Origin of the sequence: Microcoleus sp. S13_C3 (genome assembly GCF_036700905.1) — a bacterium.
Lineage (GTDB): Bacteria > Cyanobacteriota > Cyanobacteriia > Cyanobacteriales > Microcoleaceae > Microcoleus.
In genome coordinates this window covers 21,676-41,285 of the sequence record NZ_JAUBPT010000031.1, presented here as the reverse complement: position 1 = coordinate 41,285, position 19,610 = coordinate 21,676, and the positions used below count along the sequence as shown (strand labels likewise).

Here is a 19,610-nt window from a genome sequence, read left to right as displayed (position 1 = left end):
TCTTGCCTGTTGCTGACATTATTGCAAGATGTGAAATGAACAAAGAAACAAAAACTCCCCTCCTACAAACGCGGCCGCAATCCATAATGACGGTAACGCCAATAATCTCGTAAAATGCGATCGTGATCGAAACACAATTGATCGGGAATCTGCCAAGATTCAAAAAATTGTAAATTTTTAGCATCGTCGGCGGCTTGAGGTTCACCCGTTGCAGAAGCCAAGAATACAATACTGATAGTGTGTTCGCGGGCGTCGCGATTGGGATCAGAATAAACGTAAAATTGCTCAATTAATTCTACATTCAAGCTCGTTTCTTCTAAAGCTTCGCGTTTTGCCGCCGTTTCTACCGATTCGCCGTAATCGACAAAGCCGCCGGGAAGTGCCCAGCCGTAGGGAATATTGCGGCGTTCGATGAGTACGATCGGCCGGTGCGGGCGATCGGCTAATTCGATGATAATATCAACTGTAGGAGCGGGATTTTTGTAAGTCATACCTTTTTAGATTAAAGAATTGAATAATGTATCGTTGCAGTTTAACTGTGGAACGGGCATCTTGCCCGTTACTGAGAATGCTGCACAATGTGCGATCGACCTCACCTACAGTTCTACAATATACTTGCATTTGACACTCCCCTGGCTAAAGCCGAGGGGATTCTTGATTCGCAGAATCAACTTGCCGATGCAGAATTACTTCAACATCGGTAGCGGTCAACTCTCCACAAGCGTTCGGATCTCTGATCCAAGTTCCGACGTGCCCCGCCGTACTCAATCCCCGACTTAGGATTACTTTAGCTGCGTTGTGATCGCGATCTAATACACATCCACACCGACAAGCGTGAGTTCGCGTTGATAGACTTTTCTTAACAATGGTTCCGCAGCTAGAGCATTCTTGACTCGTCCCGTGGGCTGGCACGGCAATCGTAATCCTTCCGAATACTTTACCGAAATATTCCATCCACACTCGAAACATATACCAAGATGCGTCGTTAATCGATTTAGCTAAGCAGTGATTCTTCACCATGTTTTTGATTCTCAAATCTTCATAGACTACACAGTCGTTGGACTGGATAACACATCTTGCCAATTTCACAGCAAAATCTTTACGCTGTCTACTTATTTTGAGGTGGCGTTTTCCTAGAATCCCTCTAGCTTTTTTTCTATTTTTTGAGCCTTTGACTCGCTTTGAAAGCCGCCTTTGGGCTTTCTTTAGTCTGCGCTCTCCTTTGCCCAGAAAACGCGGATTTTCGACTGTAACACCATTAGAGTCTGTGTAGAACTCTTTGAGCCCCACATCTAATCCAATAGCATTACCTGTAACTTCAATCTTCTCGGAACGGTCAACTTGAACGCAAAACTGGATGTAGTATCCATCGGCTCGTTTGACTAAGCGCACTCGCTTAATTTGGCTAAGCTGATAGAAATGTAAGTCTCGCGTTCCTTTCAGCTTGAGTTTTCCGATGCCTTTTTTATCGGTAAAAGTGATAGATTTTCGGTCAGTTGCCATCCGCCACCCGGTCGTTTTATATTCGACCGACCGATTGTCTTTCTGAAACTGCGGAAAACCCTTTTTCCCGGAAATTTTCTTTTTACAGTTGTCGTAGAATCGGGCGATTGCCGACCACGCTCTTTCTGCGCTTGATTGTCGAGCCATGCTGTTGAGTTCATCGCAAAACGTCCATTCTTTAGCTAAAACAGCACTGTACTTATTCAAGTCATACTTGTTGACTTTTGGGTTTTCCATCCAAAAGCGCAATGCTTTGTTACGGATGAATTGTACTGTTCTAATTGCTTCGTCTACAGCGGCAAATTGCTGCTTTTTTCCGTATGCTTTGAATTCAAAAACTAGCATGACTTCGACCTCATCACGATATCCTTATGCTAACAACATCGGTTTAATATCGCTTGAGTTGTTCACAAAGCTTTACACGTAAGTTTCGTATACTATAAAGTTAGTCGTAAAAACTGGGTTCTCACAAAGGAACTGGGAGGCTAAACCCTCCTTCTGCCTTTCATCCCAGGACTAAAGTCACGGGGTTTTCATGCTTGATTGTTATAATGTACGGATTGCGATCGCAGACAAAAAAGAGAGATTGAAAGTATGCCTAAGTGGCTGGGAAAAGTTTTAGGTATGGGTGCGGGTACAATCCTCCTCCTCGGTGCGACTGGATACTGGTACGTTTTTATTGCCGGAGCACCTCAGTTAGACCCTCCGAAAGTAGTGGCTGATGCTGACTTAAATTTTCAACTCAAAACATACAAAAGTGCAGCTATGAATTCAGAGCGCACCTACGGCTTAATTTTGCCCCCTGGGTACGCAAAAAATCCCCAACAGCGCTATCCAGTGATTTTTTTGCTGCACGGCGGCCACGGAGACGCCCGCGCTTATCAGGACAAAGCTGCTGTTACTTCTGTGCTTCACGATTTATATAAAAGCAAAAGATTGCCGCCATCAATTGTAATTACTCCTGACGGGAACGACAAGCGGGGAACGAGTCCTTTGTGGGACCCGCAGTATTTTGACGGGCCCAACGGTAAGGTGGGAAGCGCGATCGGCTCCGAGTTAGTGTCGATCGTAAAATCGCGCTACAGAACGCTGGAAGACCCCAAATTCTGGGCAATGGGAGGACAATCTTCGGGGGGTTGGGGAGCTTTTAATATCGGTTTGCGCTACTTGAATAATTTTAATATTCTGTTCAGCCACAGCGGTTATTTTACAGATCAAAGCGGCAAGGCTAACAGTCCTAAATATTTAGTGGAAAAACTTTCTGTTAAAGATAAGCAGCAGTTGCGCGCTTATTTGGATGCGGGGGAAGGAGACGAAAATTTTCTGATTTCCACTCAAAAGTTTCACGAACAATTAAACGGTTTGGGTATAGCCAACGAGTTTAACAAATTTCCGGGAGGGCACGGGATTGTTGGCCCGGATGTCGGTTGGAATTATTGGCACAAGCATCTAGCCGATTCTTTGAGCTATGTTGGAAAACAGTTTAAAATATCACTGGCAACACAGAAAAATTAGAAAGGTCAACAGTGTTACCCCAAAAAACTAGGATTGGACTCTGGACTGCATCATTTTTAACCGGATTGGTAGGAGTTATTAACCTGCTGTCTGCTGTAACTCCCACTTTACCCGATCGCCGAAGTTGGCTAGAACCATTTTTTCCTTTTCCCGTGCGTGCGGGAGGGCATTTTTTTGCAGCAGTTATCGGATTTATGCTGCTAACTCTGGCAACTAATTTGTTGCGGCGCAAGCGGATTGCTTGGTTGCTGACTGTGGGATTGTTAATCGTTTCTATTGCAATTCATTTAGTCAAGGGATTGGATGTTGAAGAAAGCTTGCTTTCTGGGGTGCTGCTGTTTCAGTTGTTGGTGATGCGAAAGACGTTTACGGCTAAATCAGATCGCCCTTCAATCGCTCAAGGAATCCGGGTTTTGCTGGGGGCTTTGCTGTTTACGCTGGCTTACGGAACGGCGGGTTTTTACATTCTGGATCGGAGTTTTCAAGTTAACGGACAAGCGGTTAATTTCGATTGGGACGATGCTATATTCCAGACTTTTGCCATGTTTTTTACGGCGGACAATGCGGGGTTGGTTCCGCAAAACCGGTTTGCTAACTTTTTTGCCGATTCGATTTATGCTGTGGGTACGGTAACGCTTGGTTACGCACTTTTGATGCTGCTGCGGCCGGTGCTGCTGCGAGATTCGGCAAGTATTTCGGAACGAAATAAAGCTCAAGAAGTTGTAGCAAAATACGGGCGGACAACGCTAGCGAGACTGGCATTGCTTCAGGATAAATCTTATTATTTTAGTCCTTCGGGAAAAACTACGATCGCCTATGTGCCCAAAGGTAGAGGTGCGATTGCTTTGGGAGACCCCATCGGACCTGCTGAAGACCGCAAAGAAGCAATTCTAGGATTTCAAGAATTTTGCGATCGCAATGATTGGTATCCAGCATTTTATCAAACTTTGCCCCAGGATCTAGAAATGTATTCTACTCTCGGTTTTCGAGTGGTGCAAATTGGCGAAGAAGCTATTGTCAATCTCAAAAGTTTTACTCTCAAAGGCAAGAGCAATCAAAACTTGAGAACTGCTATCAACAGACTTACAAAAGCAGGCCATCAAATCGAATTTTACGAACCTCCTTTAAGTCCCGAATTGATGCGACAAATGAAACTCGTGAGCGACGAGTGGCTGCAAATGGTTCAGGGTGCGGAAAAAAAGTTTTCTGTGGGTTGGTTTGACGAGGTATATTTGCGGGAAACTCGCGCCGTAGCTATCCACACTCCCGACGGTAGAATTAGTGCTTTTGCTAATATGATATCGGCGGGAGATGGGGTAGTTGGAGTGGATTTAATGCGGCGTCGCACTGAGGTGGAAAATGGCACGATGGAGTGTTTGTTTGCTTCGATGTTGCAGCATTGTCAAGAATTGGGATATGAAGAATTTGATTTGGGTTTGTCGGCTTTGGCGGGAGTGGGAGAAGCTGAGAAATGTGGGCGGTTGGAAAGGGTTTTGATTTATCTTTCGGATCACTTGAGCAAGTTTTATAATTTTAAGGGACTGCACAGTTTTAAAGAGAAGTTTGGACCCCGGTGGGAACCGCGTTATTTTGTTTATCCGAGTTTGGGAAGTTTGCCGGATGTTGTGGTGGCTTTGATTCGGGCCGATTCGGGCGATCGACTTTTGGATTATTTGCGCCCGGGAGGGTAGGCAACGAGCAATGTTGACTGGTTCCCAGGATATGCCTGGGAACCCATATAAGCGAGGCTCTGCCTCGACTGGAAAATGGAGGCAGAGCCTCCGGATCTGCGTTACCTGGCTGGAGCCTGGTAACGAGTAAACGAGTAAAAGTCATTTGCAAAGGAAGAAGGAAGGCACGAGACGAATTTTGACACGGATACACGGATTAATTTCAACGGGTTCGGAGTTCCTTCTTCCTGCTGAATTATGCTAAACCGCGAAGTGGCACCCGCTGCTTTTGCAAAACCTCAGAGTACAGCTTTTCCAACTCAGTAATATTCTGACTGAGAGTGTATCGCTCCATCGCCCGTTGGCGTGCTTTTTGACCAAGCAGCATTCCCAACTCAGGATGATCGCAAAACAGTGGCAGCAAGGTTTGCAACTGACTTCGTACCCGCTGAGTGTTCAAAACTATCCCCGCGCCTTCCTCCAATGCCTCGCCGTCAGCACCGGCATCGGTTGCCAAACAAGCTAAACCGCAGGCCATCGCTTCCAGCAGCGACAGCGACAGTCCCTCCACCAAAGAAGGCAAAATAAATACGTCAGCACCCCGGAGGATTTCGATCCGGCGTTCCTCCTCGGCAACAAATCCGAGCCACACAATGCCATCATCTTCGCCGTAAAACAGTTGCAGCGAGGCGGCAAGGGGCCCGTCGCCTACGATCGCCAATACGTTCCCAGGGCCAAAATTACAGTGTTTCCAGGCCTTGAGCATCGACTCGACATTTTTCTCCTGGGCAATGCGGCCTTGGTAAACAAAAACTCGATCGGCCTTTAATTCCGACTTCAAGCCCGAAGGCCCTGGAGAATATTTAACAGCATCCACACCGTTGGGAATCACAGCCACTCGTTCCTGTGGCACTCCCAACTTCACCAATATATCCCGCTGAATCTGAGAAAAAACGATCGTCGAGTCGTAGTTGGCCAAAAACGGAGCGTACAGTTGATACATCAGGTGTTGGGTTCCCGATGTCAAATTCCGCAATTTGCGATCGAACGGCGGGTGAAAAGTCGCCACCAGAGGCAAATTCAATTCTTGACAAATTTCCGGCAGCAGAAAGTCTAGAGGCGAAAGCGTCAGGGAAGCGTGAACCACATCGGGTTTCAGCCGCCGCAGAGATTTCATCAGCACTGTGCGGGACTTGAGAGTCGGAATCGTATAAATTTGGGATTTGTAGTGACAGGGTAAAGAGACTTCGTTGCAACTGGCGGACGAAAGCGAAGTGGTATATGAGGTTTGAGTAATTCCCTTTCCCCATGAACCATTTGCCATGTTCCACCCCGTACTGTTCCTGTCCAGTGAGTCCGCCTCTTGGGCAAAGTGCAGGAAACTGACCTGGTATCCCCGGTCTAATAGTGCGTTGGTGACTTCCCTGGAGTAAGTGACGTTACCGCAAAAAGGTGATTTTTTTCCTAGCCAAGCGATGTGCATTCCAGTAAATCAGAGTTTGTTATTTTTTAGATTCGATCGACTTTGCTATTACTGCTACGGAAAATATACCAGGTTAAGACACCCCCACCCATCGCTAATCCTGCTAAAGCCAAAAATACTGTCGGCAAACCCAGAAATGTTTCCGCTACCCCGGCCAAAGCCAACGGTAAACTCAAAGCGATATTAGTGGCATTGTTTTGCAGCCCGAAGACTTTTCCCCGCATTTCTTCTGGGGTTTCTGCTTGAATTGTAGTCTGCATCGGCACTCCCACCAATGAGGCAAATAAACCCAACAGGGTAATGAACAGCACCGACAGCCACAAATGGTCTGTAAATGCAGAAAGGCCCATCAAAGCAAGTGCCATGCCAACAGATCCGATTAAACTCAGTTGGGAGTGAGAAAATTTATGGCCGAGATAGCCGACTGTCGTCGCCCCAGCAGCCATGCCAACGCCCACCGCCGCCAGCAAAAAGCCAAATTGTGATGCTTTCATACCGGGGAGGATTTCTGCCAGCCGAACTGCTAGAACTGCCAAGGCTGCAAAAATGGAAAATAGAATAATTAGTTGAATTAAAGCATTGCGAACTTTGGGTTGATCGTTGATGTAACGCAGGCCATCTCGCAAATCTGCTAGGGGGTGCGGCGGTTCGTGTTCGACTTCGTTTTTTTCGCCTGTTTTCATCGACAGCAAGAGCACTCCGGCGAAGGCGTAACTTCCCCCTACTACTAATTCTTTGCCGATGCCGAGTCCGCCGCCGAGGTTGGAAAATAGGGTGTCGGCTAAAGCTAGTAAGGGTTCTCCCACTGCGAAGCCAATAATCACCGAACCCATCATGGTTGTGGTGTAGAGGGAGTTTGCCGATAGCAGGTGGCGGCGTTCCACAATTAGGGGAATCACTGACTGTTCTGCTGGGGCGAAAAATTGAGTTAGAGTCGAGACTAGGAATGTCACTAGCAGCAGCAAGCAGAATCCCAGCGGCAGTTGACCGAGTTCCCACCCGTCAGAAAGCCACAGCAGCACGGGCAATGTTAAAACAAAGCCTCCCCGCAGCAGGTTTGTGGCGACGAGCACTGCTTTTTTCGACCACCGATCGACATACACGCCTGCAGCCGCCCCGAACAGCACTGCGGGAATGGTAAAGGCGATCATGATTGCCGATACCCACCTACTGATAGTTTGATCTGGCGCTTGAAAGCGGCTGGCCACGAGGGCGATCGTCAGTACGAGATAAACTTTATCTGCTAGTTGCGAAAAAACTTGCCCACTCCACAATGCTAGAAAATTGGGGTTTTTGAGCACTGGCAGAAATCCCGTTTGTTTTTCGGGAATTTCGGCTACTGCCTCGGAGAGTTCTGCTGCTGGCTCTGGTGTGGGAACCGGTGAGATTGCTTCGGGTTGTGGGCTTTTGCCGTTGCTTGACTCTGTTTCGGGAGTTGTGGGATATTTACCCATTTCTGGGTCTGGGACGTTGCTCCATTGTCGATCGGCCAAGACCGGCTCGGAGCGAAAATCGGGAAAATTTTCTCGTTCTTCCATTTTGTGGTGGGTCACAGCTAATACAGATATTCTCAAATCAGAATCAGACAGTCGCATCATAGGATTTGGGGTGGATGGCCTGGGATGGTGCAGGTTGGGGGGATGGGAATTTGAAATTGAGGTGTTAACCCCTAAGTTTATTAATCTCGTAACTTTATCTTTATCTATTATCTGATGTCGCAACAACCTTGAGAATTTACCTGAAAAGACCCGCAGGTTCGGGTATCCGGCAGGCTGGGGGTGCGATGTTCGATCGCCCCTTCACCTATTTAAATCCACACTCTAAATTTAAAACTCAAAACTCTCTAGGTAGGTGTCTATCGAGCTTCCCGATCGAATCGTGCAACCTAAATGATACTGGGCATATTGTCGCAAAATATTTTCTACTGATACCCAAGTTGTTCGATCGGCAATCCCCTCTCCTAGTTCTGGACTAGCCAACTGTTGCAACGCTGCTAATTCCTTAGCATTTATCTCAAAATTTGTCAAGTGTTTGCTGCCATTCGTTTGCCGGGAACGGGAAGCGGATTTGTATAAGCTACCGATTTCTGAAGAGAGTTCTGCTTCTAGGTTAGCTAGCTCGGACAAGCTGAAGGTTCCCCCAGAGGGTATACTAAACCCGGTTTGCCAGTTCGGATCGGTGAAATTGGGGATGAGCGGCCCTCTGGTGGCGCAGCAGACTTGGACTTGCGGCGCGAGGCCGGCTAAGGCTAGCAAGTGAAAAATGCCGTGGGTGAGGTGAGCAATCAGCACGGCGGCAGATTGGATTTCTGTGCGATCGGACAAACGCTCCAAACGGCTCAAATGTTCGCCCAGCAACCAAAAGAGTTCTTCTTGGGGCTCATCGGAAAGGGCGCTGGCGATCGCCAATTCGGCCAGATATTGCGCGGCTGCGAGTTTCCCTAGGTTGCGGCTCAAACCCGGATGGGATTGTACCGTGTCGGCTTGGGTAATTTTGTCGAGCGATCGGCCTTTGGCAATTAGCAATTCGTTAACGACAAATAATTCGCTTCTACCGCCAATGGTCGATCGTTGTTTGCGAACACCCGGTGCTACGGCTCGAATTAAGCCGAATTCCCGTGTCAAAATTGTCAGCACTCGATCGGATTCGCCGATGGGCGCACTCTTAAGATTGATTCCAGTTGCTTTGTAAGTTCTAATCATTTGTTAGTTGACTGTTGACTGTTGACTGTTAACTGTTGGCTGTTAACCGTTAACTGTTGGCTGTTGGCTGTTAACCTTTAGCTTTTTGTTTTAGTGACTTAAGATAGGCATTAAGTTTTGATAAAACTTCCTTCAATAACGGATGCACTCCATCGCTATTTTTTTGACTTAAAAGATTACGCTCGTAGGCAATTCTTAACCAGTGTCTTATTTAGTTTAATGAACCTATGGTCATTTTTACGGAACGCTGATTCTCTTGATAACTAGGGATTCCATGTCCTTCGCTAATATTAGCACCAACCTTATCAGCCGATCTCACGATTTATTGATCCATCGTATCCCTCGTAAAGTAGTCCCATCTTTTAACAATAAACCATATTTCTTTTGAGATTACTTTTGCTAATTGATAAACTTGTAGCTGGGGAACTTGTCCCTATTAACTCCTTGAAACAATTGATGATAAACAATTGATTAATTGCCCATGAATACCCATCATATCATTTCCGGTAACACTCATACATGATGTTGACGGTTGACTGTTGACGCCGTGAACAGTGAACAGTGAACAGTGAACAGGAATTTACTATTCCGATGAAGAGTGGATTTGATATCAACAGTTAACAGCCAACAGTTAACAGTCAACAGTCAACAGTCAACAGTCAACAGTCAACAGCCAACTGTCAACAGCCAACTGTCAACTGTCAACGATTATCTAAATTATCGCGCTGGCGGAGTAATTCAGGGCCACGAGAAGTCCCCAAACGAGTTGCCCCAGCTATTACCAAATCTAGAGCTTGTTCATGAGTACGAATTCCGCCGGCAGCTTTAATCCCAATCCGTCCCTTCGTAACTTCCTTCAGCAGTCGCACATCGTCAACTTTCGCCGGGCCAAAAAAGCCAGTGTTGGTTTTGATGTAGGCGGCACCAGCTTCCATACAAATCTCAGCCGCTAATTGTTTTTCGGCATCGGAAAGAAGCGAACTTTCGATAATTGCTTTAATGGTGAGATTAGTTTCTTCGCAAATTTGGGCTAATTCCCGGTGGAATTCGTCGATTCTTCCAGCTTTCAACAATCCTAAGTTAACGGAGACATCTAACTCTACGGCTCCATTATCTGCTGCTTCTAGAGCTTCGTAAACTTTCACCGTTGAAGTCGAAGCACCGGTGGGAAAACCTATAACTGTACAGACTTTGGGACGTTTGCCGTGCAGCAGCTCAACTGCTTGTCGGACGTAGGCGGGATACACGCAAACTGTGACAAAGCCAAATCTCTCTGCTTGTTGGCAACAGTGTTCTACTTGCTCTGGCGTGGCGGTGGGGTCGATCAGGCCGTAGTCGATCAAGGGGGCAATATCGATGTCTGCCTGGTTTGCAGCCATTGCTGTTTTTTCTCCAAAGTAACTACTTTATTTATTATTATACAAAATAAACGGGATGCGGAAAACTTACGTTTCTTTCCGGCTGGAATTTAAGCGACTAGGAGGGCTTCAGTAAGCGAGTGTTCTTTGATATTTTATTTAAGCGATGATCTAATAAAACTCTTGAGAAAAAACCTATGGTCGTTTTTGGTAAAAAAAACTGGTGACTTTACAGTGGATTGTCTAGTCTACCAAATTTGTATCACTCATCTACTTCTTGGGAGCATCTCATATTTGTAAAAACACTTCTTCTGGCTCCTTCCTTCTTCCTTCTTCCTCTTTTCTCCTGGCTCCTGACTCCTGGCTCCTAACTCCAATTTTTAGCGGAGGGCTGCTTTCATTGAGATGCTCCCTACTTCTTTCTCTTGGCTTAATCATTGTTTACATTGAGAATACCGAGTTATTTGAACAAAACTCGCTGAATTAACCGATCGGCGATCGCTTCAGGAGGCAGAACTTCAACCGCTGCATTTAGCTGAACTGCCGCTTTGGGCATTCCATATACAACACAACTTTTCTCATCCTGAGCAATCGTGTGCCATCCGCGCGATCGCAAAAGGCTCATTCCGTCAGCACCGTCTTGTCCCATCCCAGTCAGTAACACAGCGGTTTCCTTGTGGTTACAGTATTGGGCAAGACTCTTAAAGAACACATTTACTGATGGGCGGTAGGGATAGTCAATCGGTTCTTTTGTGTAGTGCAGAGTGAAATCAGAACGAAGACTGAGGTGATCGTTAGTACCTGCAACTAAAACAATACCTTTCTCCAGCCGATCGCCTATTTTAGCTACTTTCACTGTCAAGGGTGTTTGTTGATTGAGCCAATCCACCAGCCCCGCCGAAAACTGCAGATCGACATGTTGAATAATCGCAATAGCCGCACCAAAGTTTGCTGGTAGGCGGGAGAGAATGGTGGCTAGAGCTTTGGGGCCACCTGTTGAGGAACCGATCGCCACTAGCGGAGGGAGTAGGCTCGAAGGTGTGGAGAATGAAGTAAATTTTGAAGTTTGGGATTTTGGAGTTGAGGATTGAGATGATTTGCCAATTAGCTTACTAAGAGTCGCAATTTTTGTCAGTAACGGTTGGGCAAACTCTGGATTTCCTGGGATTCCTAAGACGGGAGTGTTCACTGCATCACGGGCACCATGCCCCATTGCCTCAAAAACCTTCCCGGCATTCTTTCCGACGCTTGCAGTCACAATCAGAATCATACAGGGAGACTGTTTCATGATCTGGCTGGTGGCTTCCACACCGTCCATGATTGGCATGAATAGATCCATCAAAATTAAGTCGGGGGTGTCTTTGGCGCAGTGGGCAACCGCATCTGCACCATCCCGTGCAATCCATGCCACTTCATAACCTGGAACGGTTAGCAGCACTCGCTTGAGGGCTTCCACTGCCATAGCCATATCATTGACAATCGCAATTCTCATTATAACTACAGGCATTATTTGACCGTGGATGTATCCACTGTAAATCTTTCCGTAGGAAAATCATAAATTTTAGCCTACCCTTCATCCTTATAGCAATCCTAAATCATTTGTGAATTTCTTACTCCCGAACTGCGGGTTCGGGGAGGGTTGGGGTGGGGTAAAAAATTTACGACTCATATCATGTCCGATCTATTGACCATAATATCCCGGCCGGGCGGGTTTTTGAGATTGTCAATTATTGGCAGATATTGTTAGTGAACCCGCCCCTACCTGATGAATGGTAATCGACCGGACATGATATCATTTAGGATTGCTATAGCTAACTCAGATTCCCTGGCTATTGTCCAATCAGATCGACGATCGCATTAACTAATGTGTCGTCATGGAAGCTGCTTTTGGTGATGTAATAGTCTGCCCCAGCTTCCATACCCTGAATACGATCGTCTTCGGCATCGCGGTATGACACGATAATCACCGGAAGCAACTTAAATTTGGGATGGTCTTTGATTTGCTTGACAAGTTCAATGCCATTCATACGAGGCATATCGATGTCGCTCAATACAAGGTCGTAAGGATTGCTCCGAATGGCTATCCAAGCATCCATTCCGTTTACAGCAACATCCACATCGTAGCCTCGATTTTGCAGCAGCTTTCGGGTCATTTCGCGGACAGTAATGGAATCATCCACAACTAAAATGCGTTGGCGAGCGTTGCCTTTTGCTTTTTTTGCTTTGTTAACATCAACAGGTCTCATTTGACCCCTGTTGAGGATGTTGTCAATGGATTGCACCAAATCAGAAACATCCATAATTAAAACTGGCAAGCCATTATCCATTAGAGCAGAGGCACTAATATCCCGAACTTTACCCAAACGCGGATCGAGTGGACGCACCACTAAATCCCGTTCACCTAAAAACTTGTCTATAACCAAGCCATAAGCGTTGGATTGATCGCTGATCGCAACTACACAGATCGCATCATCGGAGGATAAAGCCTCCGGTAAATCCAGAACATGGCTCGCTGCAATCAACCCGATATTTTGACCATCTTTAGTGAAATATTGGCGACCTTCCACAACATAAATGTCCGATTTGTCGAGTTTGACAATCTGCTCCACTCGTGCTAAGGGAAAGGCATAAGGTTCACCAGAAATCTCGACAATTAGCGTCCTGACAACTGAGAGCGTCAGGGGAAGTTGAAAGTGAAAATTAGTACCCTTTCGGAATTGAGATGTGGCGCGAATGGTTCCACCAACCTCTTGCACCATACTTTTGACAATATCTAATCCCACACCACGTCCTGAAATTTCAGTCACTTGTTCGGCTGTAGAAAATCCAGGTAGAAACAGAAACTCGATGATTTCAGCATCGCTAAGTTGAGCAGTAGTTTTGGCTGAACCTAAATTCCGATCGATAATCTTTTGGCGCATCCGATCGATATCAATTCCTCTTCCGTCATCGGAAATGGTAATTACCAGCATACCGCCACGATGAAATGATTCTAGGCGAACTGTTCCCTCCATCGGTTTGCCTGCTGCCTCTCGCTCGTATGGCGGTTCGATTCCGTGATCGATCGCATTGCGAATCATGTGAGTCAGGGGCGCTTCCAGTTTCTTGAGGATGTCACGATCGACCGGGGTTGACTGACCGACAATCTCTAGCTTGACCTGCTTATTCAATCCTCGTGCTAGGTCACGAACCATGCGAGGAAAGCTTTGTACTCCATCAATAAATGGACGCATGTGGGAGGCAATCACTTCCCGGTAAAGCCGATCGCTCAAGTTGGTTGTGCGACGAGCATATAGTTCCAGTTCACCCAAGCGATCGGTGAGCATTTCCCGACATTCTTGTGCTTTACGTCGAGCAGTATGCAGAACTTGCTGGCTTTCTGAATTAATTGGAGTGTTCGCTAATGTAGTATGAACCGTTTCTAGAAGTCTGGCAAGCTCTAATTGACGAGATTTGAGGGCAGTAAAGGAATCGGCAAAAGGTTGCAGCCAATTTGCCTCAACCAGCGATTCACCCGCCAACCCCATAATCCGGTTCAAATTTTCTGCCGTGACTCGCACCACCCTATCAGTTGGGGTTGCGAGCGTCTGGGCCGTGGCAATTTCCTGACCCTCGCTTGGGCTGAGCGCTGAGTTTTGATCGACTGGAACCAGGGACATTGAGCGAGCAGCCCTAAAATTTGGAGGTAGCAGAGCCACGATCGCCTCATAACACCTCTCAAACTCTCCAGTTGTTTGGGCCAACCATTCAACTAAATCGACTTCCATTACCTGACTAAGCCCTTGAAGCAAATCAACGCTTTGCAGTAACACATCAATTTGGTCGGAACCTAACGTGATGATCTGGCTCTGCGCTGCCACAAAGCAATCTTCCATCCAATGCGCCAGAGTAGTGACCGCATCTAGAGAAACAATTCGAGCAGCACCTTTAATCGAGTGAGCTCCCCGCATCAGCGCTTCCAGAGCCTCATCAGATTGCGGGTTAGCTTCCAAGATCAGTAGTCCCTGAGTCAGGATCGCAACCTGCGTCTCAACTTCCTGACGAAATAGCTCCAGCATAGAATCATCGCTCATGGTCAAAAAACCTTGTGACTTAGGGTGTAAAAGAATAGTTCAGAGTCCAAAAAGTTGATCTTCTTGCCTTGCCAAGTAACTACCCCTTTGGTGTAAGCTTCCGATGCTTTGGAAATGACAACAGGAGTATCTTTGAACTCATTGAGATGAAAGCGGTAAGTTCCATGAACCTCATCCACTGGAAATACCCACTTGTTTTCATTCTTTCCAGCCACAATCATTCGTTGCGGATTAATCGTATTGGAGAAATCTGGTGATTCGGCGAGAGGCTCTAGACCGAGTAAGTCTCTGAGCGAAATACAGAGAAGTGTTTCACCGCGAATGTTGACCAACCCCAAAAATACAGAGTTACTGCGATGAGGGACGGTATGAATGGCATAAGGATGAGTCACTTCTTGCAAGATGTTGACTGGCAATGCTAACCGTTCATTACCAAGACGAAAAATGATTATAGAAAGGGTATCTGTGGCGCGAACTAGCGTCCCTTCTCCCATTCCAGTCTGCTGTGTGGAAGCTTCTGACAATATGTCTGTCCATTCTTTAAGATACTCAGGTGGAGCATTGCGCTCTAGCAAGCTGCGTCCCGCCGCCGAGTAAACCTTGCAGTTGCGACAGTGAATAACCGTCTTCAGTTCGCCACAGGTGCGATCGCCCATCACCCCAATCTGATTCCAGCAATCGTTCAGGGTGGGATGGTCAAATTCAGAATCGTCTGGTATGGGTACCGTATTCAAATAACTTTCCATTGTTGAATTTCTCAATTTTCAAGTTCTATAGCGCGTCACGCGCAAACCCCGGTCTTTCCCGCAGGGTATGAAACGCAGTTGCAGCCGTTTGAAGGCTGCCAGTAATCTGCTGTATTTACCTTTTGACCCATCAATGTATTTTCTAACAGTTTCCATAAATCTTTTTTTGACAACCTTGCCATAAATTACTTGCTCTTGTTGGCTAATGGTGTATAGTTAATATATCACAAAAACTAAGAGGTGTGAAATGTTTGGCTGTCAACAGGTTCTAATTAAACCTGATGAAAAACTAAAAGCGGTTTTGGAGTATATTTGCGGAGAGTCGAACAAGTTGCATAATTGTGCTGTTTATTATGCTCGTCAAATATATTTTAAGTGTCATATTTACGTCCGCCCGTTTGACTTGATTAACGAACTGAAGCTTAATCCTCATTACCGGGCGTTATGTGCTCAAGCTGCTCAACAGACTTGTGGCGCTGTTGGTGAATCAGTAAAGTCTTTTAAAGGCTTGATTAAGCTATTTCGAGAGGGCGAATTAGAATCTCGACCTAAATTCCCTAATTACCGTACAAAAGACGGACTAAATATTGTTACCTACCCCAAACAAGCATTAGGAAATAAACTAAGTAAGAATCAAATTGTCATCCCATTAGGTAGAAAAGTCAAAACTTGGTTTGGCTTAAGTAATTTCCACATTGAAATGCCGTCAAACCTCGACTATGCTGAGATCAGAGAACTAAAAATTTTACCCCGCAATGGTCAATTTTACGCTGAGTTTATTTACAAAACGATAGCCATTAAAGCAGGTATTGACATCGAAAAAGCTCTAGGGATTGACCACGGAATTGATAACTGGCTAACTTGCGTTAGTAATGCCGGGACGAGCTTCATTATTGACGGGAAGAACTTAAAATCTATCAACCAGTGGTACAACAAGCGAGTCGCAAGACTAATGGATGGTAAGCCCAATGGATTTTGGTCACACCAGTTAGCACGTTTAACAGAAAAACGCAATCGTCAAATGCGAGATGCGGTGAATAAAGCGGCTCGATTAGTCGTCAATCACTGTATCGATCGAGGCATTGGTCGCGTTATCTTTGGTTGGAATAAGGGTCAGAAACAAAATATCAATATGGGGGCTAATAATAATCAAAAGTTTGTCCAAATCCCTACAGCAAGACTCAAAAATAGAATTGCTCAACTGTGTGAGCAGTACGGAGTTAAGTTCATTGAGACCGAAGAATCTTACACTTCCAAAGCCTCATTTGTTGACCGTGATTTCTTGCCTACAATTGGTGCAAAACCCGATGGGTGGAAAGAATCTGGCAAGCGAGTGAAACGTGGTTTGTATCGAACTGGCTCGCAAAATTGGTACATCAATGCCGATTGCAATGGTGCCGCCAATATCATTAGAAAAGTAGCGACGATGCTAGGACTTGACCTGGGCGGAGTTGGTAGGGGCGTTTTGACAGCGCCTTTAAGAATTACTATTTGGTAGTTTCTTAAGAATCCCCGCGCGTTCACGCCCGGGAGTGTCAAGCCATCACTTTGAATCGCGCAATCTCTGTCTTTAAGCTATGAGTAGCTTCGTCAAGTTCTTCTAAGGCGTGATTGGTTTCTCGCAACGAGCCTGCGGTCTGCTGAGATGCTTGGCTCAGATGCTCCATCGCTTCGCTAATTTGTTGCGCTCCCTGAGATTGTTCATCGACGCTCTGACTAACCTGCTCAAAGCGTGGGGTCAATCCCTGCATCTGCTGAATGACTTCAGTAACTTGATCGCTAATTTTGTCTACATCTTCGACGCTATGAGCGACAGACTTCGTAAACTTACCCATCTCTATTACCCCGATAGAAACTGCCGATTGCATCTCCTTAATCATCTGCTCAATTTCTAGCGTGGCAACAGCGGTTTGATCTGCCAATCGGCGAATCTCTCGTGCTACGACCGCAAAGCCTGCCCCGTATTCTCCGGCTCTCTCGGCTTCCAGTGCTGCATTGAGCGAAAGTAAGTTGGTTTGATCTGCCACAACCGTTATTGTTGTCACGACTCGGCTGATATTGTTTGCTCGTTGGTTCATAACTTCCAGTTTGGAAGACACAACGTGAGTCGCTTCTAACAACTGACGCATCACAGAATCGATGTGGTTTAAATCATTTATGCTATTGTCTGCTGCTACTGTCGTCTGTTCAGCCATTGCAGAGATCTGCTCCATTGTTTTTACCAATTGCCTGGATGTCGCGGCAATTTCATGAGCCGTTGCACTCACTTCATTTGTTGAAGCAACCTGTTCTGTAACCGTTGCTTCCAGGTTTCTTCCAGACGCCGTAATTTGGTCGGCAGAACTGCTGATTTGATTACCTGACTTTTGAATGCGATTGACTAGGGCATTCAGGTCTTTGTTCATGGTGTAAAAGGCATTCTGCAATTGACCAACTTCATCTTCCTGGTCAGCGAGGGAAATTTGGCTGGTTAAGTCTCCTGCTGAAATCTTTTGGGCAATGTCAACTACCCCTGCAATTTTGGCTCCTAAAGGTTTGGCGATCGTGTTACTAAAGAAAATTCCAAATAACAGCGCAGTTCCCGGACCAATCAGGATTGCCACAAATGCCCAAAAGCCTACTTGAGAAACATCTTTCGCCGATACACGTTCTGTTTCCGCTGTCGAATCCTCATTCATTTCCAACACCTTCAAAAGTGTATTGGTGGCGTCTGTGAAGGGTTGACGGTTTACCTGAACTTGCTTCTCAAGCTCTTTGTAGCCAGCGATCGCCGAACCAGCGTTCCCCCCTGAATTTTCAAATAGATTGAAAACTCCCAGTCTCTCGAACTGGAGATTACGCCTCACAAATTCCTCATGGGCTTTCTTCCACGCATCCCACGTATTCAAAAACTCTTTATATGCCTTCTGTTCAGCCTCAGACTTAGGAGCCGCTTCGTACTGTTGAAACCCTTCCTGAATTTGCTTCCAGGCGTTATCCATGCGATCGATCTCTGCCTGCCGCGCATCTTTGTTTAGATTGATATTCAGCAAGCCCCGTTCTGATGATTCGATCTGGGTTTTTCCTTCGTTAATTTTCCACAAGCCGGAGATGCTGGGCACACTATTGCTGGCTAGGGAGTCGATGTGCTTACTCAAGCGAGAGCTGCCGCTCAGACCTACCAGTGCTACAATCAGCACCAAAATCCCCATGAACATGAACGCGAAAATTAGGCGTGCCTGCATGGATAGATTTTTGAACATATCAGGTTTCCCCCTCTAAGCTTCTGTTTTGAGACGGTGCTGCAAGCGCTGAATTCGCTGCTGAATGATTTTTGCCCCTACTGTATCGCCTTGATTTTCCTTCAATAAGGCGAGGTGAACTAACGCTTCATAAGAGGTTGGCTCCAAGTATATAGCACGTTGAAAACATCGCTCTGCTTGGGCATTCTGCTGGTGGGCTTGATACAGTTCTCCCAAGAGAGTGTAGGCAGCCGCACTCGTTGGATGACGGGCAAGATAGGAGTTACAAAGGGTGATTGCTTCTGCCGATCGCCCGTCATCCGCTAACTTTTTCACTGTTTGTAAATCAAGAGACGATGTGGGTTGAGGGCTTAAATCCTTTGAACTTGCAGATGGATCAGATTCTTTGATTTGCTCAGTGTCGGGCGCAGAGTAATTTTTCAATCCTAAAGATTGCTTGGCAAGGGTTTGAGGAGTTATTAGTTGAGATGGCACCTGTCTCAGTTGAGTAATATTGAGGGGTGCCAGTTTTGGAAGCGATGGTTTCGACTTTTGATAAGCAAAGGTGAAAGGTTGACGGACAGAGGCGTACTGGTGTGCGACAATTTTTCCAGTGTCAGAGGCTCCAACAAACAGTAACCCTCCTGGTATGAGTAGGCGATCGATCGCTGCTAATACCTCTGAGCACGTTTCTGATTGCAGGTAGATCAACAAGTTGCGACAGAAGATGATGTCGTATTTCTTTTGAATCAGCGTCAGGCAGGTCATGACATTCCCCTGCTGAAAATTGACGAGCCCCCTAACGGGCTGGCATAGTTCGTAACCCTCCGCCGTTTGCTGAAAGTAGCGCTCTCGCCCTGTCCCAGCATCGCCGCGAAAGGAGTTTTTGGTGTAGACTGCGCGCTTTGCCTTGGCCAGGGATCTATGACTAATGTCAATCGCATCGATCGCGAACTGTTTCGGATGCAGACCCGCTTCTAGTAGCGCGATCGCCATTGAGTAAGGTTCTTCGCCCGTAGAGGATGGAACACTCAGCAGTTGGAGCGTCTTGCGGTTTGGCGAGCGCAGCCATTCCGAGGTAACGTAGGTTTTTAGGTAATCAAACGGTTTGCCATCCCGGAAAAACCAGGTCTCTGGTACGATGAGTAATTCGATCAGCTCCTCTAATTCGGAAGCGGAGGTTTGTAACCGTGCCCAATAGCTCTTCAGGTCAGGCAATTTACAGGCGACTCGACGATTGTCGGCTGCTCTGGCAATCCGGTTGGAGCCAATTGTATCGGGGTCTAAGCCTATAGTTTTGCTCAGTAATGTCGCGATCGCAGATAGTACCATCTGTAAG

The 19,610-nt window shown here is 46.4% G+C and carries 15 protein-coding genes; 3 read left to right on the top strand and 12 right to left on the bottom strand.

All coding sequences use genetic code 11. The features are described from left to right. Nucleotides 1–62: 62 nt before the first annotated feature. Nucleotides 63–491, bottom strand: coding sequence for an NUDIX hydrolase (locus tag QUA16_RS11455; protein WP_333102906.1), 429 nt, complete (start codon nt 489–491; stop codon nt 63–65). Between the two features lie 145 nt (nt 492–636). Continuing rightward, nucleotides 637–1,848 carry a transposase gene (locus QUA16_RS11450; RefSeq protein ID WP_333102907.1) on the bottom strand — a complete coding sequence of 404 codons (1,212 nt, stop codon included), beginning with the start codon at nt 1,846–1,848 and terminating at the stop codon, nt 637–639. A 249-nt stretch (nt 1,849–2,097) separates the two neighbouring features. On the opposite strand from QUA16_RS11450, the gene QUA16_RS11445 reads away from it, so the two are divergent. Then, nucleotides 2,098–3,018 (top strand): alpha/beta hydrolase-fold protein, encoded by a 921-nt coding sequence (locus QUA16_RS11445; RefSeq protein WP_333102908.1) that lies wholly within the window; start codon nt 2,098–2,100, stop codon nt 3,016–3,018. An 11-nt stretch (nt 3,019–3,029) separates the two neighbouring features. After that, nucleotides 3,030–4,709: a phosphatidylglycerol lysyltransferase domain-containing protein gene (locus tag QUA16_RS11440; protein WP_333102909.1), complete on the top strand. Its 1,680-nt coding sequence runs from the start codon at nt 3,030–3,032 to the stop codon at nt 4,707–4,709. 235 nt (nt 4,710–4,944) lie between these two features. On the opposite strand, the gene QUA16_RS11435 is transcribed toward QUA16_RS11440, so the two are convergent. The 8 genes from QUA16_RS11435 to QUA16_RS36905 form a co-directional block, all read right to left on the bottom strand. Then, nucleotides 4,945–6,171 carry a glycosyltransferase family 4 protein gene (locus tag QUA16_RS11435; RefSeq protein WP_333102910.1) on the bottom strand — a complete coding sequence of 409 codons (1,227 nt, stop codon included), beginning with the start codon at nt 6,169–6,171 and terminating at the stop codon, nt 4,945–4,947. A gap of 26 nt (nt 6,172–6,197) precedes the next feature. Next, on the bottom strand, nt 6,198–7,769 hold the full coding sequence (locus tag QUA16_RS11430) for an MFS transporter (RefSeq protein ID WP_333102911.1): 1,572 nt from the start codon (nt 7,767–7,769) through the stop codon (nt 6,198–6,200). A gap of 228 nt (nt 7,770–7,997) precedes the next feature. Then, nucleotides 7,998–8,873, bottom strand: coding sequence for a DNA repair protein RecO (gene recO / locus QUA16_RS11425; protein WP_333102912.1), 876 nt, complete (start codon nt 8,871–8,873; stop codon nt 7,998–8,000). Between the two features lie 701 nt (nt 8,874–9,574). Beyond that, a complete protein-coding gene (gene deoC / locus QUA16_RS11420) occupies nt 9,575–10,252 on the bottom strand; it encodes a deoxyribose-phosphate aldolase (protein ID WP_333102913.1) in 678 nt (225 codons plus the stop codon). 267 nt (nt 10,253–10,519) lie between these two features. Beyond that, nucleotides 10,520–10,669 (bottom strand): hypothetical protein, encoded by a 150-nt coding sequence (locus tag QUA16_RS11415; RefSeq protein WP_333102915.1) that lies wholly within the window; start codon nt 10,667–10,669, stop codon nt 10,520–10,522. 22 nt (nt 10,670–10,691) lie between these two features. Continuing rightward, complete coding sequence (locus QUA16_RS11410; RefSeq protein ID WP_333102916.1) at nt 10,692–11,738, bottom strand: chemotaxis response regulator protein-glutamate methylesterase; 1,047 nt, start codon at nt 11,736–11,738, stop codon at nt 10,692–10,694. Nucleotides 11,739–12,060: 322 nt separating this feature from the next. Further along, complete coding sequence (locus tag QUA16_RS11405) at nt 12,061–14,304, bottom strand: hybrid sensor histidine kinase/response regulator (protein ID WP_333102917.1); 2,244 nt, start codon at nt 14,302–14,304, stop codon at nt 12,061–12,063. A 2-nt stretch (nt 14,305–14,306) separates the two neighbouring features. Next, nucleotides 14,307–14,696, bottom strand: a complete 390-nt coding sequence (locus tag QUA16_RS36905) for a chemotaxis protein CheW (protein ID WP_445252171.1) — start codon at nt 14,694–14,696, stop codon at nt 14,307–14,309. A gap of 601 nt (nt 14,697–15,297) precedes the next feature. On the opposite strand from QUA16_RS36905, the gene QUA16_RS11395 reads away from it, so the two are divergent. Beyond that, complete coding sequence (locus QUA16_RS11395; protein ID WP_333102919.1) at nt 15,298–16,548, top strand: transposase; 1,251 nt, start codon at nt 15,298–15,300, stop codon at nt 16,546–16,548. Between the two features lie 37 nt (nt 16,549–16,585). Here the strand turns inward: QUA16_RS11395 and QUA16_RS11390 are convergent, their stop codons facing one another. Next, a complete protein-coding gene (locus QUA16_RS11390; protein ID WP_333102920.1) occupies nt 16,586–18,292 on the bottom strand; it encodes a methyl-accepting chemotaxis protein in 1,707 nt (568 codons plus the stop codon). A 15-nt stretch (nt 18,293–18,307) separates the two neighbouring features. Beyond that, the gene (locus tag QUA16_RS11385) at nt 18,308–19,603 is read right to left on the bottom strand and encodes a CheR family methyltransferase (protein WP_333102921.1); all 1,296 of its coding nucleotides are present in this window, start codon (nt 19,601–19,603) and stop codon (nt 18,308–18,310) included. Between the last annotated feature and the right edge of the window lie 7 nt (nt 19,604–19,610).

What these genes read in the sequence shown, in the direction of transcription:
- QUA16_RS11455 (WP_333102906.1), bottom strand. Translation starts at nt 491, where the DNA reads ATGACTTACAAAAATCCCGCTCCTACAGTTGATATTATCATCGAATTA.
- QUA16_RS11450 (WP_333102907.1), bottom strand. Translation starts at nt 1,848, where the DNA reads ATGCTAGTTTTTGAATTCAAAGCATACGGAAAAAAGCAGCAATTTGCC.
- QUA16_RS11445 (WP_333102908.1), top strand. Translation starts at nt 2,098, where the DNA reads ATGCCTAAGTGGCTGGGAAAAGTTTTAGGTATGGGTGCGGGTACAATC.
- QUA16_RS11435 (WP_333102910.1), bottom strand. Translation starts at nt 6,171, where the DNA reads ATGCACATCGCTTGGCTAGGAAAAAAATCACCTTTTTGCGGTAACGTC.
- QUA16_RS11430 (WP_333102911.1), bottom strand. Translation starts at nt 7,769, where the DNA reads ATGATGCGACTGTCTGATTCTGATTTGAGAATATCTGTATTAGCTGTG.
- recO (WP_333102912.1), bottom strand. Translation starts at nt 8,873, where the DNA reads ATGATTAGAACTTACAAAGCAACTGGAATCAATCTTAAGAGTGCGCCC.
- deoC (WP_333102913.1), bottom strand. Translation starts at nt 10,252, where the DNA reads ATGGCTGCAAACCAGGCAGACATCGATATTGCCCCCTTGATCGACTAC.
- QUA16_RS11415 (WP_333102915.1), bottom strand. Translation starts at nt 10,669, where the DNA reads ATGATTAAGCCAAGAGAAAGAAGTAGGGAGCATCTCAATGAAAGCAGC.
- QUA16_RS11410 (WP_333102916.1), bottom strand. Translation starts at nt 11,738, where the DNA reads ATGCCTGTAGTTATAATGAGAATTGCGATTGTCAATGATATGGCTATG.
- QUA16_RS11405 (WP_333102917.1), bottom strand. Translation starts at nt 14,304, where the DNA reads ATGAGCGATGATTCTATGCTGGAGCTATTTCGTCAGGAAGTTGAGACG.
- QUA16_RS11395 (WP_333102919.1), top strand. Translation starts at nt 15,298, where the DNA reads ATGTTTGGCTGTCAACAGGTTCTAATTAAACCTGATGAAAAACTAAAA.
- QUA16_RS11390 (WP_333102920.1), bottom strand. Translation starts at nt 18,292, where the DNA reads ATGTTCAAAAATCTATCCATGCAGGCACGCCTAATTTTCGCGTTCATG.
- QUA16_RS11385 (WP_333102921.1), bottom strand. Translation starts at nt 19,603, where the DNA reads ATGGTACTATCTGCGATCGCGACATTACTGAGCAAAACTATAGGCTTA.